27 protein-coding genes are annotated in these 16,896 nt (G+C 66.2%); all 27 read right to left on the bottom strand.

Features of this window, described 5'->3' with window-relative positions:
• Positions 1-3: 3 nt before the first annotated feature.
• On the bottom strand, positions 4-498 hold the full coding sequence (locus tag QZZ33_RS06025; RefSeq protein WP_291378866.1) for a hypothetical protein: 495 nt from the start codon (positions 496-498) through the stop codon (positions 4-6).
• A complete protein-coding gene (locus tag QZZ33_RS06030; RefSeq protein WP_291378867.1) occupies positions 495-1,277 on the bottom strand; it encodes a hypothetical protein in 783 nt (260 codons plus the stop codon). The genes QZZ33_RS06025 and QZZ33_RS06030 overlap by 4 nt, the downstream gene beginning before the upstream one ends.
• 10 nt (positions 1,278-1,287) lie before the next feature.
• On the bottom strand, positions 1,288-1,635 hold the full coding sequence (locus tag QZZ33_RS06035; protein ID WP_291378868.1) for a hypothetical protein: 348 nt from the start codon (positions 1,633-1,635) through the stop codon (positions 1,288-1,290).
• 74 nt (positions 1,636-1,709) lie between these two features.
• On the bottom strand, positions 1,710-3,104 hold the full coding sequence (locus QZZ33_RS06040) for a hypothetical protein (protein ID WP_291378869.1): 1,395 nt from the start codon (positions 3,102-3,104) through the stop codon (positions 1,710-1,712).
• A gap of 99 nt (positions 3,105-3,203) precedes the next feature.
• Positions 3,204-3,941, bottom strand: coding sequence for an HK97 family phage prohead protease (locus QZZ33_RS06045; RefSeq protein ID WP_291378870.1), 738 nt, complete (start codon positions 3,939-3,941; stop codon positions 3,204-3,206).
• Complete coding sequence (locus QZZ33_RS06050; protein WP_291378871.1) at positions 3,938-5,227, bottom strand: phage portal protein; 1,290 nt, start codon at positions 5,225-5,227, stop codon at positions 3,938-3,940. Before QZZ33_RS06050 ends, QZZ33_RS06045 begins: the two co-directional genes overlap by 4 nt.
• A 2-nt stretch (positions 5,228-5,229) precedes the next feature.
• Entirely contained in the window at positions 5,230-5,370 is a 141-nt protein-coding gene (locus QZZ33_RS06055) for a hypothetical protein (RefSeq protein WP_291378872.1), read from the bottom strand.
• A gap of 9 nt (positions 5,371-5,379) precedes the next feature.
• The gene (locus QZZ33_RS06060; protein ID WP_291378873.1) at positions 5,380-6,858 is read right to left on the bottom strand and encodes a hypothetical protein; all 1,479 of its coding nucleotides are present in this window, start codon (positions 6,856-6,858) and stop codon (positions 5,380-5,382) included.
• On the bottom strand, positions 6,848-7,387 hold the full coding sequence (locus tag QZZ33_RS06065; RefSeq protein ID WP_291378874.1) for a hypothetical protein: 540 nt from the start codon (positions 7,385-7,387) through the stop codon (positions 6,848-6,850). Before QZZ33_RS06065 ends, QZZ33_RS06060 begins: the two co-directional genes overlap by 11 nt.
• Before the next feature lie 118 nt (positions 7,388-7,505).
• Entirely contained in the window at positions 7,506-7,829 is a 324-nt protein-coding gene (locus tag QZZ33_RS06070; RefSeq protein ID WP_291378875.1) for an HNH endonuclease signature motif containing protein, read from the bottom strand.
• Positions 7,830-8,015: 186 nt separating this feature from the next.
• A complete protein-coding gene (locus QZZ33_RS06075; RefSeq protein ID WP_291378876.1) occupies positions 8,016-8,219 on the bottom strand; it encodes a hypothetical protein in 204 nt (67 codons plus the stop codon).
• A complete protein-coding gene (locus QZZ33_RS06080; RefSeq protein ID WP_291378877.1) occupies positions 8,216-8,647 on the bottom strand; it encodes a hypothetical protein in 432 nt (143 codons plus the stop codon). The genes QZZ33_RS06075 and QZZ33_RS06080 overlap by 4 nt, the downstream gene beginning before the upstream one ends.
• A 163-nt stretch (positions 8,648-8,810) precedes the next feature.
• Positions 8,811-9,971 carry a hypothetical protein gene (locus QZZ33_RS06085; protein ID WP_291378878.1) on the bottom strand — a complete coding sequence of 387 codons (1,161 nt, stop codon included), beginning with the start codon at positions 9,969-9,971 and terminating at the stop codon, positions 8,811-8,813.
• A 36-nt stretch (positions 9,972-10,007) separates the two neighbouring features.
• Positions 10,008-10,175 carry a hypothetical protein gene (locus QZZ33_RS06090; RefSeq protein ID WP_291378879.1) on the bottom strand — a complete coding sequence of 56 codons (168 nt, stop codon included), beginning with the start codon at positions 10,173-10,175 and terminating at the stop codon, positions 10,008-10,010.
• Between the two features lie 26 nt (positions 10,176-10,201).
• On the bottom strand, positions 10,202-10,357 hold the full coding sequence (locus QZZ33_RS06095; protein WP_291378880.1) for a hypothetical protein: 156 nt from the start codon (positions 10,355-10,357) through the stop codon (positions 10,202-10,204).
• A complete protein-coding gene (locus QZZ33_RS06100) occupies positions 10,354-10,554 on the bottom strand; it encodes a hypothetical protein (RefSeq protein ID WP_291378881.1) in 201 nt (66 codons plus the stop codon). Before QZZ33_RS06100 ends, QZZ33_RS06095 begins: the two co-directional genes overlap by 4 nt.
• Positions 10,554-11,741 carry a hypothetical protein gene (locus QZZ33_RS06105; protein WP_291378882.1) on the bottom strand — a complete coding sequence of 396 codons (1,188 nt, stop codon included), beginning with the start codon at positions 11,739-11,741 and terminating at the stop codon, positions 10,554-10,556. Before QZZ33_RS06105 ends, QZZ33_RS06100 begins: the two co-directional genes overlap by 1 nt.
• Positions 11,738-12,298 (bottom strand): hypothetical protein, encoded by a 561-nt coding sequence (locus QZZ33_RS06110; RefSeq protein WP_291378883.1) that lies wholly within the window; start codon positions 12,296-12,298, stop codon positions 11,738-11,740. Before QZZ33_RS06110 ends, QZZ33_RS06105 begins: the two co-directional genes overlap by 4 nt.
• Positions 12,295-12,603, bottom strand: a complete 309-nt coding sequence (locus QZZ33_RS06115; protein ID WP_291378884.1) for a hypothetical protein — start codon at positions 12,601-12,603, stop codon at positions 12,295-12,297. The genes QZZ33_RS06110 and QZZ33_RS06115 overlap by 4 nt, the downstream gene beginning before the upstream one ends.
• Before the next feature lie 2 nt (positions 12,604-12,605).
• On the bottom strand, positions 12,606-13,043 hold the full coding sequence (locus tag QZZ33_RS06120) for a hypothetical protein (RefSeq protein WP_291378885.1): 438 nt from the start codon (positions 13,041-13,043) through the stop codon (positions 12,606-12,608).
• Positions 13,040-13,687, bottom strand: a complete 648-nt coding sequence (locus QZZ33_RS06125) for a hypothetical protein (protein ID WP_291378886.1) — start codon at positions 13,685-13,687, stop codon at positions 13,040-13,042. The genes QZZ33_RS06120 and QZZ33_RS06125 overlap by 4 nt, the downstream gene beginning before the upstream one ends.
• The gene (locus QZZ33_RS06130) at positions 13,684-14,010 is read right to left on the bottom strand and encodes a hypothetical protein (protein WP_291378887.1); all 327 of its coding nucleotides are present in this window, start codon (positions 14,008-14,010) and stop codon (positions 13,684-13,686) included. Before QZZ33_RS06130 ends, QZZ33_RS06125 begins: the two co-directional genes overlap by 4 nt.
• Complete coding sequence (locus QZZ33_RS06135; RefSeq protein WP_291378888.1) at positions 14,007-14,864, bottom strand: DNA adenine methylase; 858 nt, start codon at positions 14,862-14,864, stop codon at positions 14,007-14,009. The genes QZZ33_RS06130 and QZZ33_RS06135 overlap by 4 nt, the downstream gene beginning before the upstream one ends.
• The gene (locus QZZ33_RS06140) at positions 14,861-15,400 is read right to left on the bottom strand and encodes a hypothetical protein (protein WP_291378889.1); all 540 of its coding nucleotides are present in this window, start codon (positions 15,398-15,400) and stop codon (positions 14,861-14,863) included. The genes QZZ33_RS06135 and QZZ33_RS06140 overlap by 4 nt, the downstream gene beginning before the upstream one ends.
• Complete coding sequence (locus QZZ33_RS06145; protein ID WP_291378890.1) at positions 15,397-15,819, bottom strand: WhiB family transcriptional regulator; 423 nt, start codon at positions 15,817-15,819, stop codon at positions 15,397-15,399. Before QZZ33_RS06145 ends, QZZ33_RS06140 begins: the two co-directional genes overlap by 4 nt.
• Entirely contained in the window at positions 15,816-16,469 is a 654-nt protein-coding gene (locus QZZ33_RS06150) for a hypothetical protein (protein WP_291378891.1), read from the bottom strand. The genes QZZ33_RS06145 and QZZ33_RS06150 overlap by 4 nt, the downstream gene beginning before the upstream one ends.
• Entirely contained in the window at positions 16,469-16,666 is a 198-nt protein-coding gene (locus QZZ33_RS06155) for a hypothetical protein (RefSeq protein WP_291378892.1), read from the bottom strand. The genes QZZ33_RS06150 and QZZ33_RS06155 overlap by 1 nt, the downstream gene beginning before the upstream one ends.
• Positions 16,667-16,896 lie beyond the last annotated feature (230 nt).

The raw sequence follows: 16,896 nt of genomic DNA on the forward strand, positions 1-16,896 counted from the left end.
CTCCTAGCCAGTGACGCGCGATCGCGCGACGAATGTTCCGGCGAACTCCCACATACGGCCGATGCCGTTGTTGGCTTGCTCGCGTCCGGGGATGGTGTTGAAAGACTCCATGCGGCACCACATGACTACGTTGTCCAAGGTCGTGTCGCCATCGGGGTTTGAGCGGCGCACATACTCGGCGAGACGTGACAGATAGCCGCCGGCGGCGGTGAATGCATCGTCGTCTGCCTTCTGCTCTGTGTCGGCACCACCGGCACGGAACGCATAGCACTGGACGTCGAGTGACAGATCCCAGTCCTGAGTGCGTTGAGAGCCCGAGTTGGGTGCGTCTTCGCGCAAACCATCCAGGGCGCCGATCAGCACGATGTCGGACGCGTTGCGCGCGATGACCGTGCGGGTGACGTAGATGTGTGGTTCAGGGAAGAGCACCTGTGCGGCTTCGAACATCGCGGCACGAAACGCCACACCCGCGTCAACCGGATTCGCTGCAGTGCTCATGCGACACCCGCCGCGCCAGGCACCGCGTGAATCCACTCCAACGCCCGCTTCGGGATTGCGTACCCCATCGACGTCGTGACCGTCTGCGTACCGTCAGCGTTGTAGCCCACCACGGCTTGGTGGGTCTGCTGCCACGAGTGCGCCATGATCTCCAAGCACGCCAACTGGGCAGCCACGGGAACCTGCTGCGAACCGACCGTGTAAGACACGGAAACCTTCGCCCCGCGGCCCACGTCCACCCACACGATGCCAGGCTCCTCATCGACCGTGTAGGCGCCCTCAGAGAGCGCTGAACCGTCCACCGACACTGCGGTGACCGTGACGTCGTGATTGGGCAACACCACTGCACGCTGCCCGTAGGCGCTCACCTCGGTCCACGTCTCGCTCGACGTGAACAGCGGACCCGTGTGGAACTCCACCACCGCAGACGCGGCCGCGATGTACAGCATCAATGCGTCCAGCTCGGTGCCGGCACTGTTGTCCACCTGGCGCAGACGCTGCAGCGCCTGCTCGCGTGACACCAGGAACCGCGGCGTCAAAGGCCACACGTCCAGGATGTTCACGAAAGCATCGGTCGGGGTCGACCAGTGCAGCAAGTAGCGGCCCGGCAACTCCGGGGTGAACGTCGCGTTGTGCTGAGCACTGGCGTCGGTCACCGCCGGCGCGGGATCCAACTCCACACCATCGGGACCGGTGACCGTGAGCGACGCCGCACCAGCAGCGGGGCTGACCCACGACACTGTCGCGGGGGTACCAACGTACTTAGCGGTGTCGCTCACGGTTCACCTCCTACTTGGTCTCGGCGGCGTTGCGATCCGCAGCGTCGCCGGCCTTGCCGTTGCCGCCTTCTTCAGCAGCCTTCTTCTCGGCCTCCGCCTTCTCCGCGGCAGCCTTGTCGGCAGCGGCCTTCTCAGCCGCAGCCTTCTTCTCCGCTGCCGTCGGCCCGGTCTCGGGCGTCGCGCCGTAGTGCTTGAGCTGCGCGTTGACCTGCTTCACACGGTCAGGCAGGTCGCGGCGAACGTAGCCCTGGCGCTCGATGTTGAGCGCGTCGATGATCCTCTGGTTTGGATTGGCCTTGCCGCTCTCGGCAGCCGTCTTGCGATCGGCGGCAGCTGCCGCCCTTGTGTTGCGAGTCATGCTGGTCTCTCTTTCGTGTGCGGTGGAGGTGGAGACGGTGGGGACCGGTTGCCCGGTCCCCACCGCGAGCCCGACTAGAACGCCGGGGTGACGAGGCCCGTGCCGTCGATCGCCTGAACCGCGCCCGAGTAGCGGTTGAAGCAGTTGGCCTGGTAGCCGTAGACGACGAAGTCGACGGCCAGCTTCTTGGCTTGCGTCTGCTCGGCCTTGATGAGGAGCGGCTGAGAGTCGTCGACCCACACGTGCGCCTCGTTCTTGTCCAGGACGTAGGCACGGTCCTGGTTGGTGCCAGCACCCAGGTTCGTCACGATGTTGTTGTCCGTGATGACCGGGTAGTCGGAGGGGAGGTAGCCGCGGATGCCCGGACCGTAGCCGGCACCAGATGCCGCGCCCTGACCGTTCGCGCCAGACATGCGTCCGGCAATGAAGGGCCACGTGCTGACGAACTGGTTCTGGAGCCACAGCCAACGGGTGTTGTGCAGCAACACGAGCAGTTCGGAGTCCTGGTCCAACTTGGCCGTCTCCACCGCTGCGCCAGCCTGCAGGATCTTGGAGTAGAACTCCTGAGCCGTAGGCGACGCGTCGGTGTAGGTGAGCACGGTAGCCACCGCGTTCAGTCCCGTCGACGCTCGGTTGATGGCCTTGTTGTCTGCGTCGGTGTAGTAGGACCGAACGAGGTCCTCCATCGTGACGTCCAAGGCACCAGGGGCGCGATCGATGAGTTGACGCGACGTCGTCTGCGAACCAGCGACCGTGTAGATCGGGATCGAAATCAACGTGTCGTCGATGTCGGTCTCGTCGACCGTGTCACCCTCGGCAGCCTGCTCGTCGGCCGACGTGCCGGTGGTGACTTTCGACAAGTACGCCGTGAGCCCCGACTCCGGGAGCGGGTGCTTGCGGCAGTTCTCGACGAAGTTGGCGCCCTTCTTGGCGTTTGGTGCGAACTCGTCGACGAGGTACGTCGGGACAGCCCAGCCAGACAGTCCGGACGACGCCACGATGCGCTGGTGCACTGGTGCGCCCGCATTGGCTCGCTCGTCGAAGAGCTGCTCGGTGTGACGACCCAGACGCTCCCGCGCCTGCGTGCTGCCTGTGAACGCCAACGCGACGTCTCGCATGAACGTGTCGCCCTTGGGGTCCTGGTCCTTGCGGTACAAGGCTTCCTCGCGCGTCACCTTGTTCGAGGTCTCACGCTCTTCGGGCAACTCGGCGCCCTTGTGAACTTCAGCGGCACGCTTCGCGGCCAGCTCGTCCTCGGCGATCTCGGCAGAGAGGTCCGCGGCGCGGCCCTCCATGTTGCCCAGTTCGGCGTCGATCGCCTTACGGCGGTTGAGCGCCTCGGCAACCTTGTCATCGTCAGGCGTGTCCTGGCCGCGGAGCTCGGTGAGCTCGGCGACGACAGCGGCACGCTCCTTGTACTTGTCGGAGATGCTGCGCAGGAGCTCTGCGTGCAGCTTCTTCGGGTCCATGGTGATTCCTTTCGGAGGAGTGAGTGTGTGTCGGTGCCAGGCAGCCAGGACGCCAGGCCGAAGCGCGGCGGCGCGGAAGCGCGGACTTACGGGGTGCGCCTAGTGGAAACGGCGCGGGGCGATGTCGTCCTCGCTGATGAGGTCGACACCACGCTTGGAGGGGGCAGCGGCGGCAAGCTGCGTCGGAGGCTCCGGCGGGTCGTCAGCGAGGCCAGAGCCCGCGGTGTAGGGGTTGGCGCCGTAGCCGACGATCGCGACGTCACCGCGGTGCAGATCCACCTGCTCGATGTCGTACTGCATGTAGTCGGGCGACCAGAGGCCCTTGATGATGCGGAACGAGAACGACATCTCGTCGACCAGGCTGTGACCCGTCTCATTCGGGATCAACTTCGGCACGATGTACGCCACGTCGGAATCGCGGGTGTCCAGGTCCGCGCCGACGTGCAGACCGTGCTCGGTCTCCTCGAGGTGCAGCGTGCCCATGATCGTCCGGGCGATCCGGCGGATCTGGTCGTGCACGATGACGAACGGCACGTCGAGGTCCGACTGCAGGAGAGTCTGCCGGAACGCGCCTGCACGCACCACCTCGTCGTAGGGGCCGTACCAGTCCCACATCTCGTAGGGCTTCTCCGTGACTGACGCGTAGCCGTCGAATCGAACGATGCCCGACGTCGACGGCTCGGAGACCCGGAACTCCGACACGCGCGCGGCAACCCGCGCACCCGACGCAAGGCCCTCCGCACACCGACGGTGCGATGGGCGGTCCGCCAGCATCCGAGTCTTCGCGGCGCGCTCAGTGGCGGCCGTGGCGCGGCGCGCCTGCAACAGCGTGGTCATGACGCTCCTTCAGTTGGTGACGTGGACGTGGACGGCTCGGAGAGGTCGAGATCGGCGCCCGCCCGGTTCGCGAGCTTGCGCAGTTCCTTCTTGGAGATGACGTCGTTGACCTTTGCCAGGTAGCCCATCTGCAGGAGCCGTGCGACCGCCGTGGCGCGCTCGGCCTCGTCGACGCCCGACTCGTCCTCGAGCAGCGGCCCCATGTTCTCGAGCCCGCGTGCCTCGTCCTTGGACTTGAGGCCCGCCACGTACTCGTCGATGAGGAGACGCCGGCGCTTGTCGGGATCCATGCGGAGCAGGCCCTCGGTGTTGAGCTTCACGAAGCCACGGCCAGGGACCAGTCGAGACAGAGCCTTCTCGCGCCTCGTGACCGCGGGACCGAAGTTCATGATGAGGAACTGCAGGTTGCGTTCGCTGATGTTGGCGTAGGTGATCGACTGGCCAGACACGGCCGCGTCGATGAGGTCGGCCGGCACGCCAAAGAAGCGGGCGATGTCCACCGTCTGGTGATCCATCAGCGCCAGGAACCCGACGTCTTTGGCGCGAGCGCTCTGAATGTCGATTTCCCAGCTCTTGCCGATAGCTGCAGGCTCCCCGTTCGACATCGACGCCGCGACCCGGCGCTGCACGAGCGAGGCCTCTCGTGCGTTGAAGTCTCTGGCGTTGTTGCGCAGCACCATGCTGGGCGTTGCGCCGCGTTCGAACCAGTCCAGAGCGAACTGCAACGCGGAGGTGTGGGCGCTGAGTGTCCGGGCCGCCATCGCGATGGGCGACAGCCCGATCGGTGAGCCTGCCTCCGTGTACTGGCGCTCGTGCCAAATCTCGGCAGGCTCATAGTCGGTGTTGTCGATGCGGTACTTCGTGACGCGGGAGCCCTTGCCCTTCACCGTCACGTCGGAGGCAGAGACCAGGTGGATCTCCCGCGGCAGGCCCGCGCCGTCCTTGGATGTGATCACACCGAAGTCGTTGCCGAACCGGTCAAGGTCCAAGCGGGTCGAGTGCATCCACTCGGTGATGTCCATCGGCTGGCCCTCAGCCCACGTGTCCGGGGTGATCAGAACGTCCGGCGTGCTGACGGGCGTCATGCGATCGCTGCCCGTGTAGCGGGTGAAGCAGTCGATCGGCAGCGTCGACTCAAGGCCGGCACGCAGCATCGTCGCCGCCCACAAGGCCGAGATCCGCATCGCGTCGTTGGTGGAGACCCGACCACCCGAGCCCATGCCGCGTCGTGACGGAACGCCGGCGTCGGTGAGACTGATGCGGCGCTGAGGGAAGAGAAAGCCCACGATCAACCACCCATCCGGTAGGCCACGTACATCGCGATCGAACCGCTGACGATGAGCCCCAGTGCGGGAGCGATAAGCCACATGCCGGTCGCGATCGCGGCGAAGCCGGCCAATCCGATGACAGTTCCAACGTTGGTGCGCATGGGGATCTCCTAGTTGACGGTGTCGACAACGCTCTGACTGCTCGGCGGGTCCTCGAGCCACTGGTAGCGGGCCAGCGTGACGGCGTAGCAGGGCGAGATGTCGCCCATCGCCTTGCCTCGGAACCAGATCCACGCGTTGCCGGAGGTGCGCTTGGCTACTCCGGCGAACGCCTCGTTCAGATCGTCGTCGTCGAGGAACCACGCCTTGCGGTTGACGACGTCGGCGAAGAAGGCGCCGCACGCTGCGGCGATGTCGCGTTGACCCAGCACCACGACCTCGAAGTCCTCGTCCTCCAGAGCCCGCTTGAGCGACATGGCCGCACCGTTGCCGGCGAGCGCCACCTTGTCGCCGCCAAACTCGTCGCGCAGATCCCGCATGCGGTCCACGACCCAGCCCGTACCCAGCTCGTGGTCGACCAGGGACCATGCAATGTGACGCGCAGGATCCACGGCCTTGCCGGCGACGGCGATCGAGGAGTACTCGTGATCGGGTGCGATGTCGACGGACCACATGGGGGCCGCCTCGAAGTCGATCGGCGATGACGGCGCGGTCCACTTGCACTCTTTGTACGCGAGCACGGGAATGACCGGATCGGCCTTGAGCACGCCGGTCCAGATGCCGCGGTATGGCCTGTCGAACTCGTCGAGGTTGCTTCGGTTCGCGTCGAGCTCCGCGCGGATGTCTTCTTCGCGGATCGTGTGGCCCAGTGCCGGCATGAACTCGTACCAGCGTCGTGAGTCTTCGCGGTCTGCCTCGGGGTCCTTGTCGGACCACTCGAAGTACGCGATGCGACCCTCGGCATTCGCCTCGATGATCGCTCGGCCATCTTCGACCAACTCCCACAAGTACTTCGAGGTGACTTTGTCACCCGCTGCGGAGAAGGACCAGATCTGTGCGCTCGGCACCGTGATCATCGTCGGTCGAATGTTCTGTGCCGCCTGAGCGTCCTTGTGAGCGAACAACTCGTCGGCGTGCCACTCCTGGTTAGTCCCACCATGCGACGACGACTTCTTGATCGCGTCGATCAGGATCGTGGAGTGCGTTGCGAACTTGATGCGCTCTGAGCCGGTACGTGCCACCCACCCGGGCTTGTGACGGTTCGCCCCAGGCTCGAGAACCGGGCGGAGACGCTCGAGCAGCACCGCGTAGAAGTTCTCCTCGAGACGCTCGAGAGCCTTGTTGCGGTCCTGTGCCGTGTACAGGATCCGCGAGCGCGGATCCGTCAGTGCACGGTGGGTGGACTTCGAGACCATGATCGTGGTCTTGCCCGACTGGCGTGGCACCAAGCAGCGGACGTCGCGGTACCAGAACGATCCCGTGGCGGGGTCGATCTCGCATCCGACGTCGAGCACCAGGCGCTGCCATGGCATGAGGTTCCAGCCAAGCAGCTTGGCGACGCGAGCAACCTGCGGGCCAAGCGTCTCGCGCTGGGGGTTGCGCGGAGTGCCCCACTGCGGTGCCGGCAGGTACAGCCCCTTAGTCGCCATCCTCGTCGGCTGATGGGCCGGTGATTGCGTTCACGATGTCCTCCACGGTTGGCCCGGTGCCGCCGAGGGGGTTGCCGCTACGTGGCGGCTCGAGGCGCTTCAGGGCGTTGAGAACGCGGATCTGCATCGTGGGGATCAGGTCCCAACGATCGAGCGCGTCTGCGTTGTCCAAGATGAGGGCGGACTGCTTGAGCAGCGCCGAGACGGTGCGCTGGAAGATGTAGGCGCCGTCAGCGGCCGGCAGCTCTTCGACGAGCGCCTTGGAGATCTCGCCGGGCTTGAGGTCCTTCAGCAGGACGGACTGCACCAGGCCATCCGGTGCAGGCGGCAACTCCACGTCGACGGGAGGCTCTTCGGCGGTGCGCCGCTTCGCACGGTAGTCGCGCATCCGCTTTGCGTTCCACGCCCGGCAGAGGTCGCACTTGCAGCCGTGACGATAGCCAGCCTTGCCTGCCTCATGTCCGAGGATCTCGTGGCGAGGACGAATACGGGGAGTGGGCTCGGGGGCCCCGGCGGCGCGCTTCGGCATGACTCCTCCGATCACGCGTAACCCGGTTACCAGGGGTTTTGTGCGCAGAGAAAAAAATGAACATTGGGCGATCCCGCAGGGTTAGGAAACCCTAAAAACAGCGGCCGCCAGTAGAGCGTCACCCGTCGAGAGCGTTCAACCTTGGTCGACCAAACAGCAACTCACGGAGAGGCTTGACCACGTTGTGGTGGCGGCGGTTGCGCTTCGAGTTGCACGACCGGTGTGCCGGTCTCAGGTTCGACAGTGCGTCGTTGCCACCATCAGCCACCAGCACGATGTGGTCCACGGTCGCGGCCATCGGGTGCAACCACCACCGCTCATGCGACGGGTCGAAGTCCTCAGCGAACAGCATCGGCTTGCCACACAGCGCACACGGTGGCCGGGACGCCAGCACGATGTCGTGATTGCGCAGGTACTCCTGCGACTTGCGGGCGGCGGGCATCGTCACCTCCGCTGGGGCCTCCGGGGCCCGACTGCCCGCACGCTGACGAGCCCCGGAGGCGGCGAGCTGAGCGCCCATGAGGTGGCCACCCGATCCCCATCGGGCATGACAAAGGCCCCGATCAAACGACCAGGGCCTGCACGTTGGGCGCACCTCGCCCAGCACCACCACTGTAAACCGAGCCACCTACACGCGAGGACCGACACGCCGATTCAGCACGTTCAGCGCAATCAGGCGTGGCCATCTCGTCTCGACTCTGGGGCGGGCTTCCGATGCCGGACGCACACCGCTACGGCGCAGCGCCTTGATGACGCCTGCACGAGACATGCCGAACCACGCGGCGAGATCCCCGGTCCCGATCGTGTCGGCCTTGGCGTCGGCGTCCTTCACAGGATGTCCTTCGCGTCGAGACGATGCTCACGGTTCTTGGTGCAGACAGCCTTGTGTTGCTTGGCTCCGAAGGCCCGCTTGCGTGCCGCCGGCGACAGCGACGCATCACCAGGCCGAACCTCGATCTCATACTCACCCTCGCACCCGATCTGACGGCACTGCACACCGATCGGCTGCCACATCACGCCCGCGCGCCGAGCCCAACCGACGTCCAGCCACAGTTGCTCGAGGTCGTCCCAGAACTGCCACGCCACCATGGCCGACGTGTGCTGTGTCAGCCGCGACACGTTGATGTTGATCGCCTGCAGCAACTCGAGCGGACTTGACTGCGTCGACGGACGCCACGACGAACACCGCACCAGCACACCCGCATACCTCGTAGCAAACCGCTCGATCGGCAGGCAGTCATCGACAACCTTCAGGCTCACCGGCGCCGGAGCCTCAACCTGCGGAGCCCGCCTAACCACCTGTCGAACCTCAGGCTTGTCACCAGGCCCAACCGAACGGATCGTCACCCAAGCCTCAGCCAGATCACGCACACGGCGAGCAGCCTCACCAGCATCAGGACGGCCAGGCAGGAACGACACCACTTCAGCCGCCATGAGAACCACCACGACGACCACGACGAGCGCGGCGCCTCCCGGGCCCAAGCCCACTACCTTCCCTTCCCTTCCCATCCCCACCCGACAGACCCGGTGGCCTGAGAGGCTGATTTGTGCGGGGATGGGAGGGGTCGGGCTGTGAATCCGGTCTTCGGATTTGGGTCGGATTCACATCGGATTTGGGTCGGATTTGACCCGTGCGCGGTGTCTCGCCGGAGGCGGGGTCGCGCGGCGCGGTGTCCGCCTCGTGGGCGGGTCGCGGTGGTGTCGCGGGGTCCGCCTGGGTGGCGGGTCGCGGAGGCCCCTGGAGGCCCTGCAGCGGCTCCAGAGGGGGTGTTGCGGTGCGCGGGGTCCCACTGGTTGCGGGGTCGCGCGGGGGTTCGTTCGTCTTGCGTTGAGGCGGTGTGATCTTGAGCGGCTTCAACCTCCATTGCAGGCCCACCTTCTGCATTGGGGTGCCGTCCACCTGGGTGAGGTAGCCGCCGGCGCGGAGGTACGACGCGGTGCTGGCCGTGTAGAAGGGGTGCTCGGGAACAGGCTGGTGAGGGGCGAACGTGTCGGCGTCAGGCCGATCGGAACGCAGCCCGTTGCACCGGGTACACGTGACGGCAAGCGCCTCTGGATCCCCGCGGGCCGGCGTGCGGGCAATGACGTGGTCAAGTTGGCCCTTGTCGGGGCCGTCAGGCCCTCCCCAACGGACGACGATGCGGCAGACGCGGCATTGGTCGCCGTCGCGGTAGCGCACGGCGCGGCGGAGAACCTCGTCTTTGAGGTCCTTCGCGCTGTCTCGACGCCACTTGAGGCGGTCGACAGGTTCCCAGTCGATGAGCTTCTTGTGCTTGATGAGGCGGTAGACGCCCGCGGTGTCGGTGGGCTCGAGGTAGTTGTAGCGGGCGAGGCCCTCGAGCAGGTCCTGAGTGGCGAAGGGTTCGATCGCGACGATCTCGCCGTAGGTGACCAGGTCGTCGACGTGAGAAGAAACTGCGCCGTCGCCAGCGTCGACCGCTGCCATGGCCTTCTTCTGCGTCATCGAGATCAGCTCCACGTAGGCGCCAAGCAGCGCAGACCGCAACAACGGTCGAGCCTCAGCCATCGCGGCGACCACGACCTGATGGCCAGCGGTCTCGTCGACGAAGTAGTTCCTTGCCACAGGTCGGCGGGATCCTCTCTAGTTGGTGTGCTGGCCTCAGGGACGGGTGGGGGCTGGTGTGGGTGGCGCGAAGCCGGGCGGCTGTGCCGGAGGGGCTTTCGGGATCATCGCGAGCTGGTACCCGAAGGCACCGACAGCATCGCGCAGCTGGGCGAGCGTGAGCGTGTCCGGGATGCCAGTCGGCAGGTCCACTTGATCGGCCATGTTGAGTGGTCTCCTTTTCGGTATTGCTAGTCGGAACAGGCGCACTCGCCGGTGCGGTGGTTGATGCGGCCGCCACACGACTGGCAGTCGACGGGGTCGGGCACGACGGGCGCCAGGCGGGGGCAGTCCGCGAGCGCGTGTGGTCCGTCGCAGTTGACGCAGATGCGGGTGGCGGTGGTCATGAGGCGTTGTTCCAGTCGCAGGTGATGGCGCCGGCGACGCCGGATCTCATGTGTACGCAGGTGACGGTGCGGCCGTCGGGCAGCGTGATGGTGTCTGCGTAGAGACCTTGCACGTCGGTTGGAGAGGGTTCTTCACGACATCCGGTGAGGGTGACGACGGTGATCAGGACGGCGATGCTGGCGATGAGCTTCTTCATCACTCGCCGCCTTCCGCGTTGATCCCTGCGGAGCGGAGACCTGCGATGTAGCCGGCACGGAACGAGCTCTCACCGGAGTAGGGGTCGAAGTCGTAGGCCTCGGGGTTGTCGAGGTAGTACAGGCGCTCAACTTCGGCATCGACGTCTGCGGGTTTGACGGTCACCTTGTACGCCGGGAACAGAGCAAGGACGGCGGTGGCGGCGCGGACCTCTGGCGCCGGGGACGTGGCGGTCACTTCAGCCCCCCAAGCATCGAGAATCACCCTCGCGGCGTCGTCGACGTTGGGCGCCTCGAGCGGGTCCGGGACGACACGCAGAGCGGCCCGCACGGAACGCTGCCAGTCGAGAGCGGTCCGGTTCCCGTAATCCTTGCCGCACGTCTGGCACACCAAGCCCGTGGTTTCGCGGAGCGGCCAACTGCAGGTCGGGCACGAAGGCCCCGCGTCCTGGGTGTCGGTCGGCACCCAGTCGGGCATCGGTACTTGCGCGGCCATGCGGAGAGCGTCGCGACGGTTCCACGCGCGTACACGCAACACGTCGGGCTCGGAGAACCAGTCGGCGTCGTGCTTGGGTTCGCCGACGACGTTCGCCGACGGTCGCGAGCGCACTGAGACCTCGAAGGTGTGACCGGCCTCGGGGCCTGCGCTCTCGAGTCTCACGGTGGGTGCGAGTTCGGTGTCGGCGGCGCGCAGCTCGTTCACGATGAAGTCTGCAATGGTGTCCACTGGGGAGAGCCAGACCGGGTAGACATCGTCAGCGCCTACAGGAGCTAGACCCTGGACGTGGCGTACAGCCCAACCCCGGTCCACGCCTGACGGGTGGCGGAGCACGCCCGTGATGATGGCGTGGCGTGGGTCTCGACGCGCCTCGACGTCGGGTGTGGTCTCGGTCGGCTCGGTCTCCGGTCGCGGCGACACACTCACGCCTTTCGACGTGGCCATTGCTGGTCTCGCGTTCGCGAGCGCACGGTCGAAGCGTGGGGCGCGGATGGCGTAGGGGGTGATGAGTAGAGCGTCGATCACGTGCCTGTGGGCGCTGTCGGCTGAGTACGTGGAGATCAGGGTCACGTCGACGGTGTCGCCGAGTGCTTGGGCTGCGGCTTGGGCGTCGGCGAACGTGTTGCCGAGGATCCCGATGCGGGGAGGCCGGGGCGGCGCGGCGGGTGTGGTCTCGGTCGGCTCGGTCATGACGGGTCCTCCGGTTGGGCGCCTTGCTCGATGCGGTCGGCGCGGGCGCGGAGCGCTCGGATGCGGAACTCTCGGCGCTCCGACGAGGCCTTGCTCCAAGCTTGTGGATTCCGCGCGATGTCGGCTTCCATCTCGTCCGCGTAGTCCCTCAGCGCCTTGACCGCTGCCGCCTTGGCAACGTCGGCGCAGTCGCTCTCGAGTCTCACCGTTGGCGAGGGTGTGTGGTGGAAGCCCGCGGCGAGGGCGCGCCACGCCAGCGCGCGAGCCATCCCAATATCCACAGAATCGAAGGTCAGGACCTCGATCAGATACTCCCGCTCATCCACCTCAACCTCGGGCGTCATAGCGTTCAGCGCGTTCACGATGTTGTCGGCGACGTCTTCTGGTGTGCCGGCCCAGGCGTTGACTTCGGGGCCACCGTCGATGGCCATGCGGCCCCAGACCCGGTTCGCTTCGAAGCCTGCTGGTGTGGGTCCGCGGAGCACGCTCGCGATGACGGCGTGGCGGGGGTCTTGACGTGCTTCGACGGCCGGTGTGGTCTCGGTCGGCTCGGTCATGACGGGTCCTCAATCTCGACGGCTTCGACTGTGATGGGGCCGCGTTGGATCAGGTCCTCCGGCACGGTGATGACGGCCGTGGGCAGCAACGGGTCGAACGCGGCGGCGGGGAGTTTGATCGCGACCTTGACGACGATCTCGTCCTCGTCGAGACGTACCGGGGCGTTCTGCACGACACGGACGATGCGTGCCGAGTTGACTGGCTTGAGGCCTGTCTCCGGGTTGCGTTGGGCGTACTGCGAGCGCCTGCCGCGGATGATGGTGTAGGCGTCCGCACGGACCATCACTTCGTTGTTGTGGGCCATGGCTACTTCCCCTCGGTGTCGACCTTGGCGTCGCACCTCTCGCAGTACGAGTACCCGGGATGGGAGAAGCCGCGGTAAGCAGATCCCGGGCGACTCGTGAACGGCTCAACCACACGGATCGTCGAGTGGCCGAAGCGTTTGCACCGCTCCGTGTTGGCGCAGTCCTCGCACAGGACCGTGCCGTCCTCCAGGAGCACCCACTCCGAAGTGAGCACCATGGCGATCGCGTCCGCCACGCTGTCGAAGTGGAGCGAGATGTCTTCGCCCGTGTAGTCCTGATGGCAGGCGGAGCAAGAGATCATCACGCACGGCCGGGCGAAGACCACGACTGAACGCGGCGGGGGAGCATCGGCCGGCCATGCGTCCAGAGTCGGCAACTCCTCATCGGGTGCCGTATCTCCCGGGTCGGGGGTCACGTCGACGAACGTCGGCCCGCTCATGACGGGACCCGGATCTCGACGACGATGCCGACGAACCAGTCGATGCCGCCGCGGGTCACCCTGAACTGGTTGTGCGCGCCCTCCTGGGCGGTGCGGGACTTGCCCGGCTCATACACAAGGGGGGCGCCGCCGGTGCCTGCAGGAAAGTGGAGGTTGGAGAACCGTGACGAGAAGGCCGGGTTGAACGCGATCGCGTCCGCCCGGACTGGTTGCCACTCCGCAACGAAGCGCCCGACGTTCGGGTAGTCGGCGACGTGGCCGACGTCGAGACGCCCTGCTACCGGCACGCCGTACACCACGCCCGATTCAAACGTCGCACAGAGGCTCTCGTCGGAAGCGCCCAGTGAGACGAGTGGGTCACCCTTGCGACCCAACACCAGTCTGATGAACTCGGGAGACAGCCACACGTCGCCCTCGGGCACGACCGTGAACAGGTCATCGAGGTCGAACCGTGCGGCACCCATGGTGTACCGGTCAGTCGCGACGAGAGTGTCACCCACCATGTTCACCCCGGTGAGGATCGGGAGCGTCTTGTCGCGTGACGCGTGTGGGAACACCGCGCGCAGTGCATCAACAAAGGTTGTGGTGCTGGCAACCAGCGGCGTGGTCGTGGGCGCTTCAGGTTCAGCGATCTTGGTGGTCATGACTTCTCCTTGGGTGCGGTGGGTGTGCGGTCTTTCAGGTCGTCCTCGTTGACGACACGGCCGTCAGGCATGAGGTAGGTGTCGCGGTACCCGACCATCGGGGATCCGCGGTGGTCGCCAGGGTTCTCACGGGCGATCGGGTCCGGCACGCCACGACGTTGCACGAGCGGTCGGCCCTTGACCCACGCACGCTTCCCCGCAGCCCAACACTCCGTGACGTACTCGATCTCCATCTGACGCGACAGCGGGTGCATGGTGTCCCACTTCGGGTACACCTCACGCAACGCCTTCAGCAGCACGGGAGCGAGGTCGGTGTTCGTCATGCCACAGCTCCCTCGATCTGAGACAGAAGATCCGGTGACGAAATCGGTCGGTTCGACCACACCACCTCAGTGCGGGCGCCATACACGCCGCCCTGGGCCGTCCCCGACGCGATCTCGATGCGATCCCACCCGTCGTACAGAAGCTCGTACAGTGGCGACGCGTAGCCGGACAACACGACCGACGCTTTGGCGTCGTGAAGTCGCTCCGCGAGCGCACGATGCTCGGCCTCACTGCCCAACTCGTGGCGGTACCCGGTGGAGTTGCGGCTCGAGCGCAAGTACGGCGGGTCCGCGTAGATCAGGACGTCACGGTGTGGGCTGTAGCGGTCGAGCATGGTGTCCGCGTCGAGCGACTCGAGCGTGACGTTCTGCATGCGTTCCGCGAGCGCGGCCATGCGGTCGACGTAGGCGCGGAGGTATCCGGGCAGACCCAACGATGATCCGTTGGGGTCGACGTGCATTCGCCACTGCGAGCTGGACGACTTCGACGCGCGGCCTTGGGCAAACACGGTGAAGACCCGGCGCGCGGCTTCGAGCTCTTCTTCCGGTGTGCGCGGGGTCGTCTCGATATACACGCGGGTGGCGGCCTCGTACTCGGCGCGGGCGTGCGGTGTCAGGGCACAGGCACGGATCAGCTCGTCTGGGCGATCGCGGAGCACACGCCAGAACGTCATCAGTGCCTGGTCCTTGTCTGACACGGTCTCCATGCGCGATGGGCGCTTTGCGAGCAACACAGAGAGTCCGCCGGCGAATGGTTCGACGTAGTGCTCGTGCGCAGGGAACAGCGCCACGATGCGATCGGCGACGCGCTGCTTGCCGCCGAAGTACGGGAAGGGTGGTGCGAGGGCGGTCATGCGAAGCACCTCGAGCACAGTGGTGGCCATCCTTCGGGGCAGGGCACCCAACTGCACGGCGGCGTGCATGCGTTGTCGTCGGTGCATCCGCACTTGGAACAGAACAGGGGCAGCTGCTCACGGATCTGTCTTTCAACGTCGCCGGGCAGATCGCGGAGACCCAGCGCACCCTTGTACGGGATCGGGGTCGCGAGCGCACGGGGGTGCTCGAGTACGCCGTGCCACGCGTTTGGCTCTGGCCATCCTGTGGCGTCGTCGCAGTCGCAGTCGACTGACCACCCTGTGTGGGCGTCGATGAGGTTGACGACTCCGATGATGACAGCGCGCATTTCGCGGGCGTCGCCCTCGGGGTCGACGGGTACCGGGCGGATATCTGTGGCGCCTGCCCAAATGATCGCGTCCTCTTCGTAGGCGCGGCCGGCGTGGATTGCGACGGGCCCGCGGTAGGCGCCGAAGATGTTCGTTGTCCGGTTCTCGACCGGCTTGCCGTTGAAGATCGCCGATGCCCACGGCTGGCGAACAGTGAGGACTTTCACGATGCCTCCTGCAACCGACGCTTGGCTCGGTACACGGTCTCCCGGCACACGTCGAGGACGCGGGCAATGTCCTCTGGATCCATGCCCCCCTCACGCATCTCGACAATGCGCTTCGCGCGTTCGTTCGCTGCGATCACCTTGGGATGACTCGAGGCGCGGCTCTGTCCGCTCGCCTTCGCACGCTCCGCCCGGATCGTGAGCCGCTGCTTGGCACTCAACCCACCCCAAATGCCCTCGGCGTCTGGCATCGCGAGCGCCCTCTCTGCGCATTCCTCGCGCACCAGGCACCCCTCGCGCACCAGGCACCCCTCGCACACCGCCCGGGCGGTAGCCCGGGTGACCGGATCATTGCGATCGGGGAAGAAGATCTCTGGGTCCTCAATGTCTCGACAGGCGGCCCTGTCTTGCCAGTCGTTCATGCCGCGACCATCCACCAGGCGATGACGCCCGCCAAGAACACGAGACCACCGGCGACGGGAAGCCACCAGCGACCAGACACCAGCGACCAGGGAGACGGTTGCGGTGTAGGGCCGGTGGGCTCGGCGTCGGAGGCGTGCGTGGTCGTGGCGGGCGTCGTGACCGTGGTGACTGGTCCACCCTCAGCGAGGACCACCCGCTCACGGGTCACCCGTTCTTGATCCTTCGGTGCGGCACGCGACAGCATCACGGCCGACGCCAACGCCGCCGATTCACCCTTCAACGCGAGCAAACGCGTCGAGTACTTCACCGCCGTGGTCGGACGGATCGACCGCGACCACAACGCCGTGACCTTGATCAGCGTGCCCTCAGTCTCCACACGCGCCTGACGTTCACGCTCAAGGTCACCCTGTGTGGTGTGGTGCTCCAGCTGCTCGTGGACATACAGGTCGCGGGTGGAGTTCAACTCCGACAGGAGGTAGACCGCGTCGTCGTTCGCCCGCTCGAGCGCGCCGTCCAACGCGGTCGACCGCATCCACAACGCCACGATCATCAACAGTGCGGACACGATGCCGACGCCGACGTTCGACTGCACGAACGCCCACAAGGCAGCCAGCACCGCCAAGGCGTACACCCACCGCCACAAGACCATCACCGCACACCACCCCCCCGCGACACCCAACCCGCACCCACCGCCAGGACGTAGGCCACGATCGCCAACAGCAACGCGCCAGGCCGGCCAGGGTTCGTCTCCGACGCCGGCGACATGAGTGCCACCAACGTCGCGGCCACGGCCACCAGGCCCAGCAGGAGACACCAGCGGCGGGCCGCGTACTGGGTGCCGGTCATGAGCCGAGGCCCTTGATCCACGCGAGCACGAGCAGCACGCCCGCCAAGGGGACCGCGACCGCCGCGTTGCCGTTACGCACCGACTTAGGTGTTGTCCACTTCACCATCACACGCCACCCACGTCTGGGTCGCCATCGTTGACGTCGACCTCGTCGGCGACCTCGGCATCGTCGGCGACCTCGGCATCGTCGGCGACCTCGGCATCGTCGGCGACCTCGGCATCGTCGGCG

It is taken from the genome of Demequina sp., assembly GCF_016278775.1.
Lineage (GTDB): Bacteria > Actinomycetota > Actinomycetes > Actinomycetales > Demequinaceae > Demequina.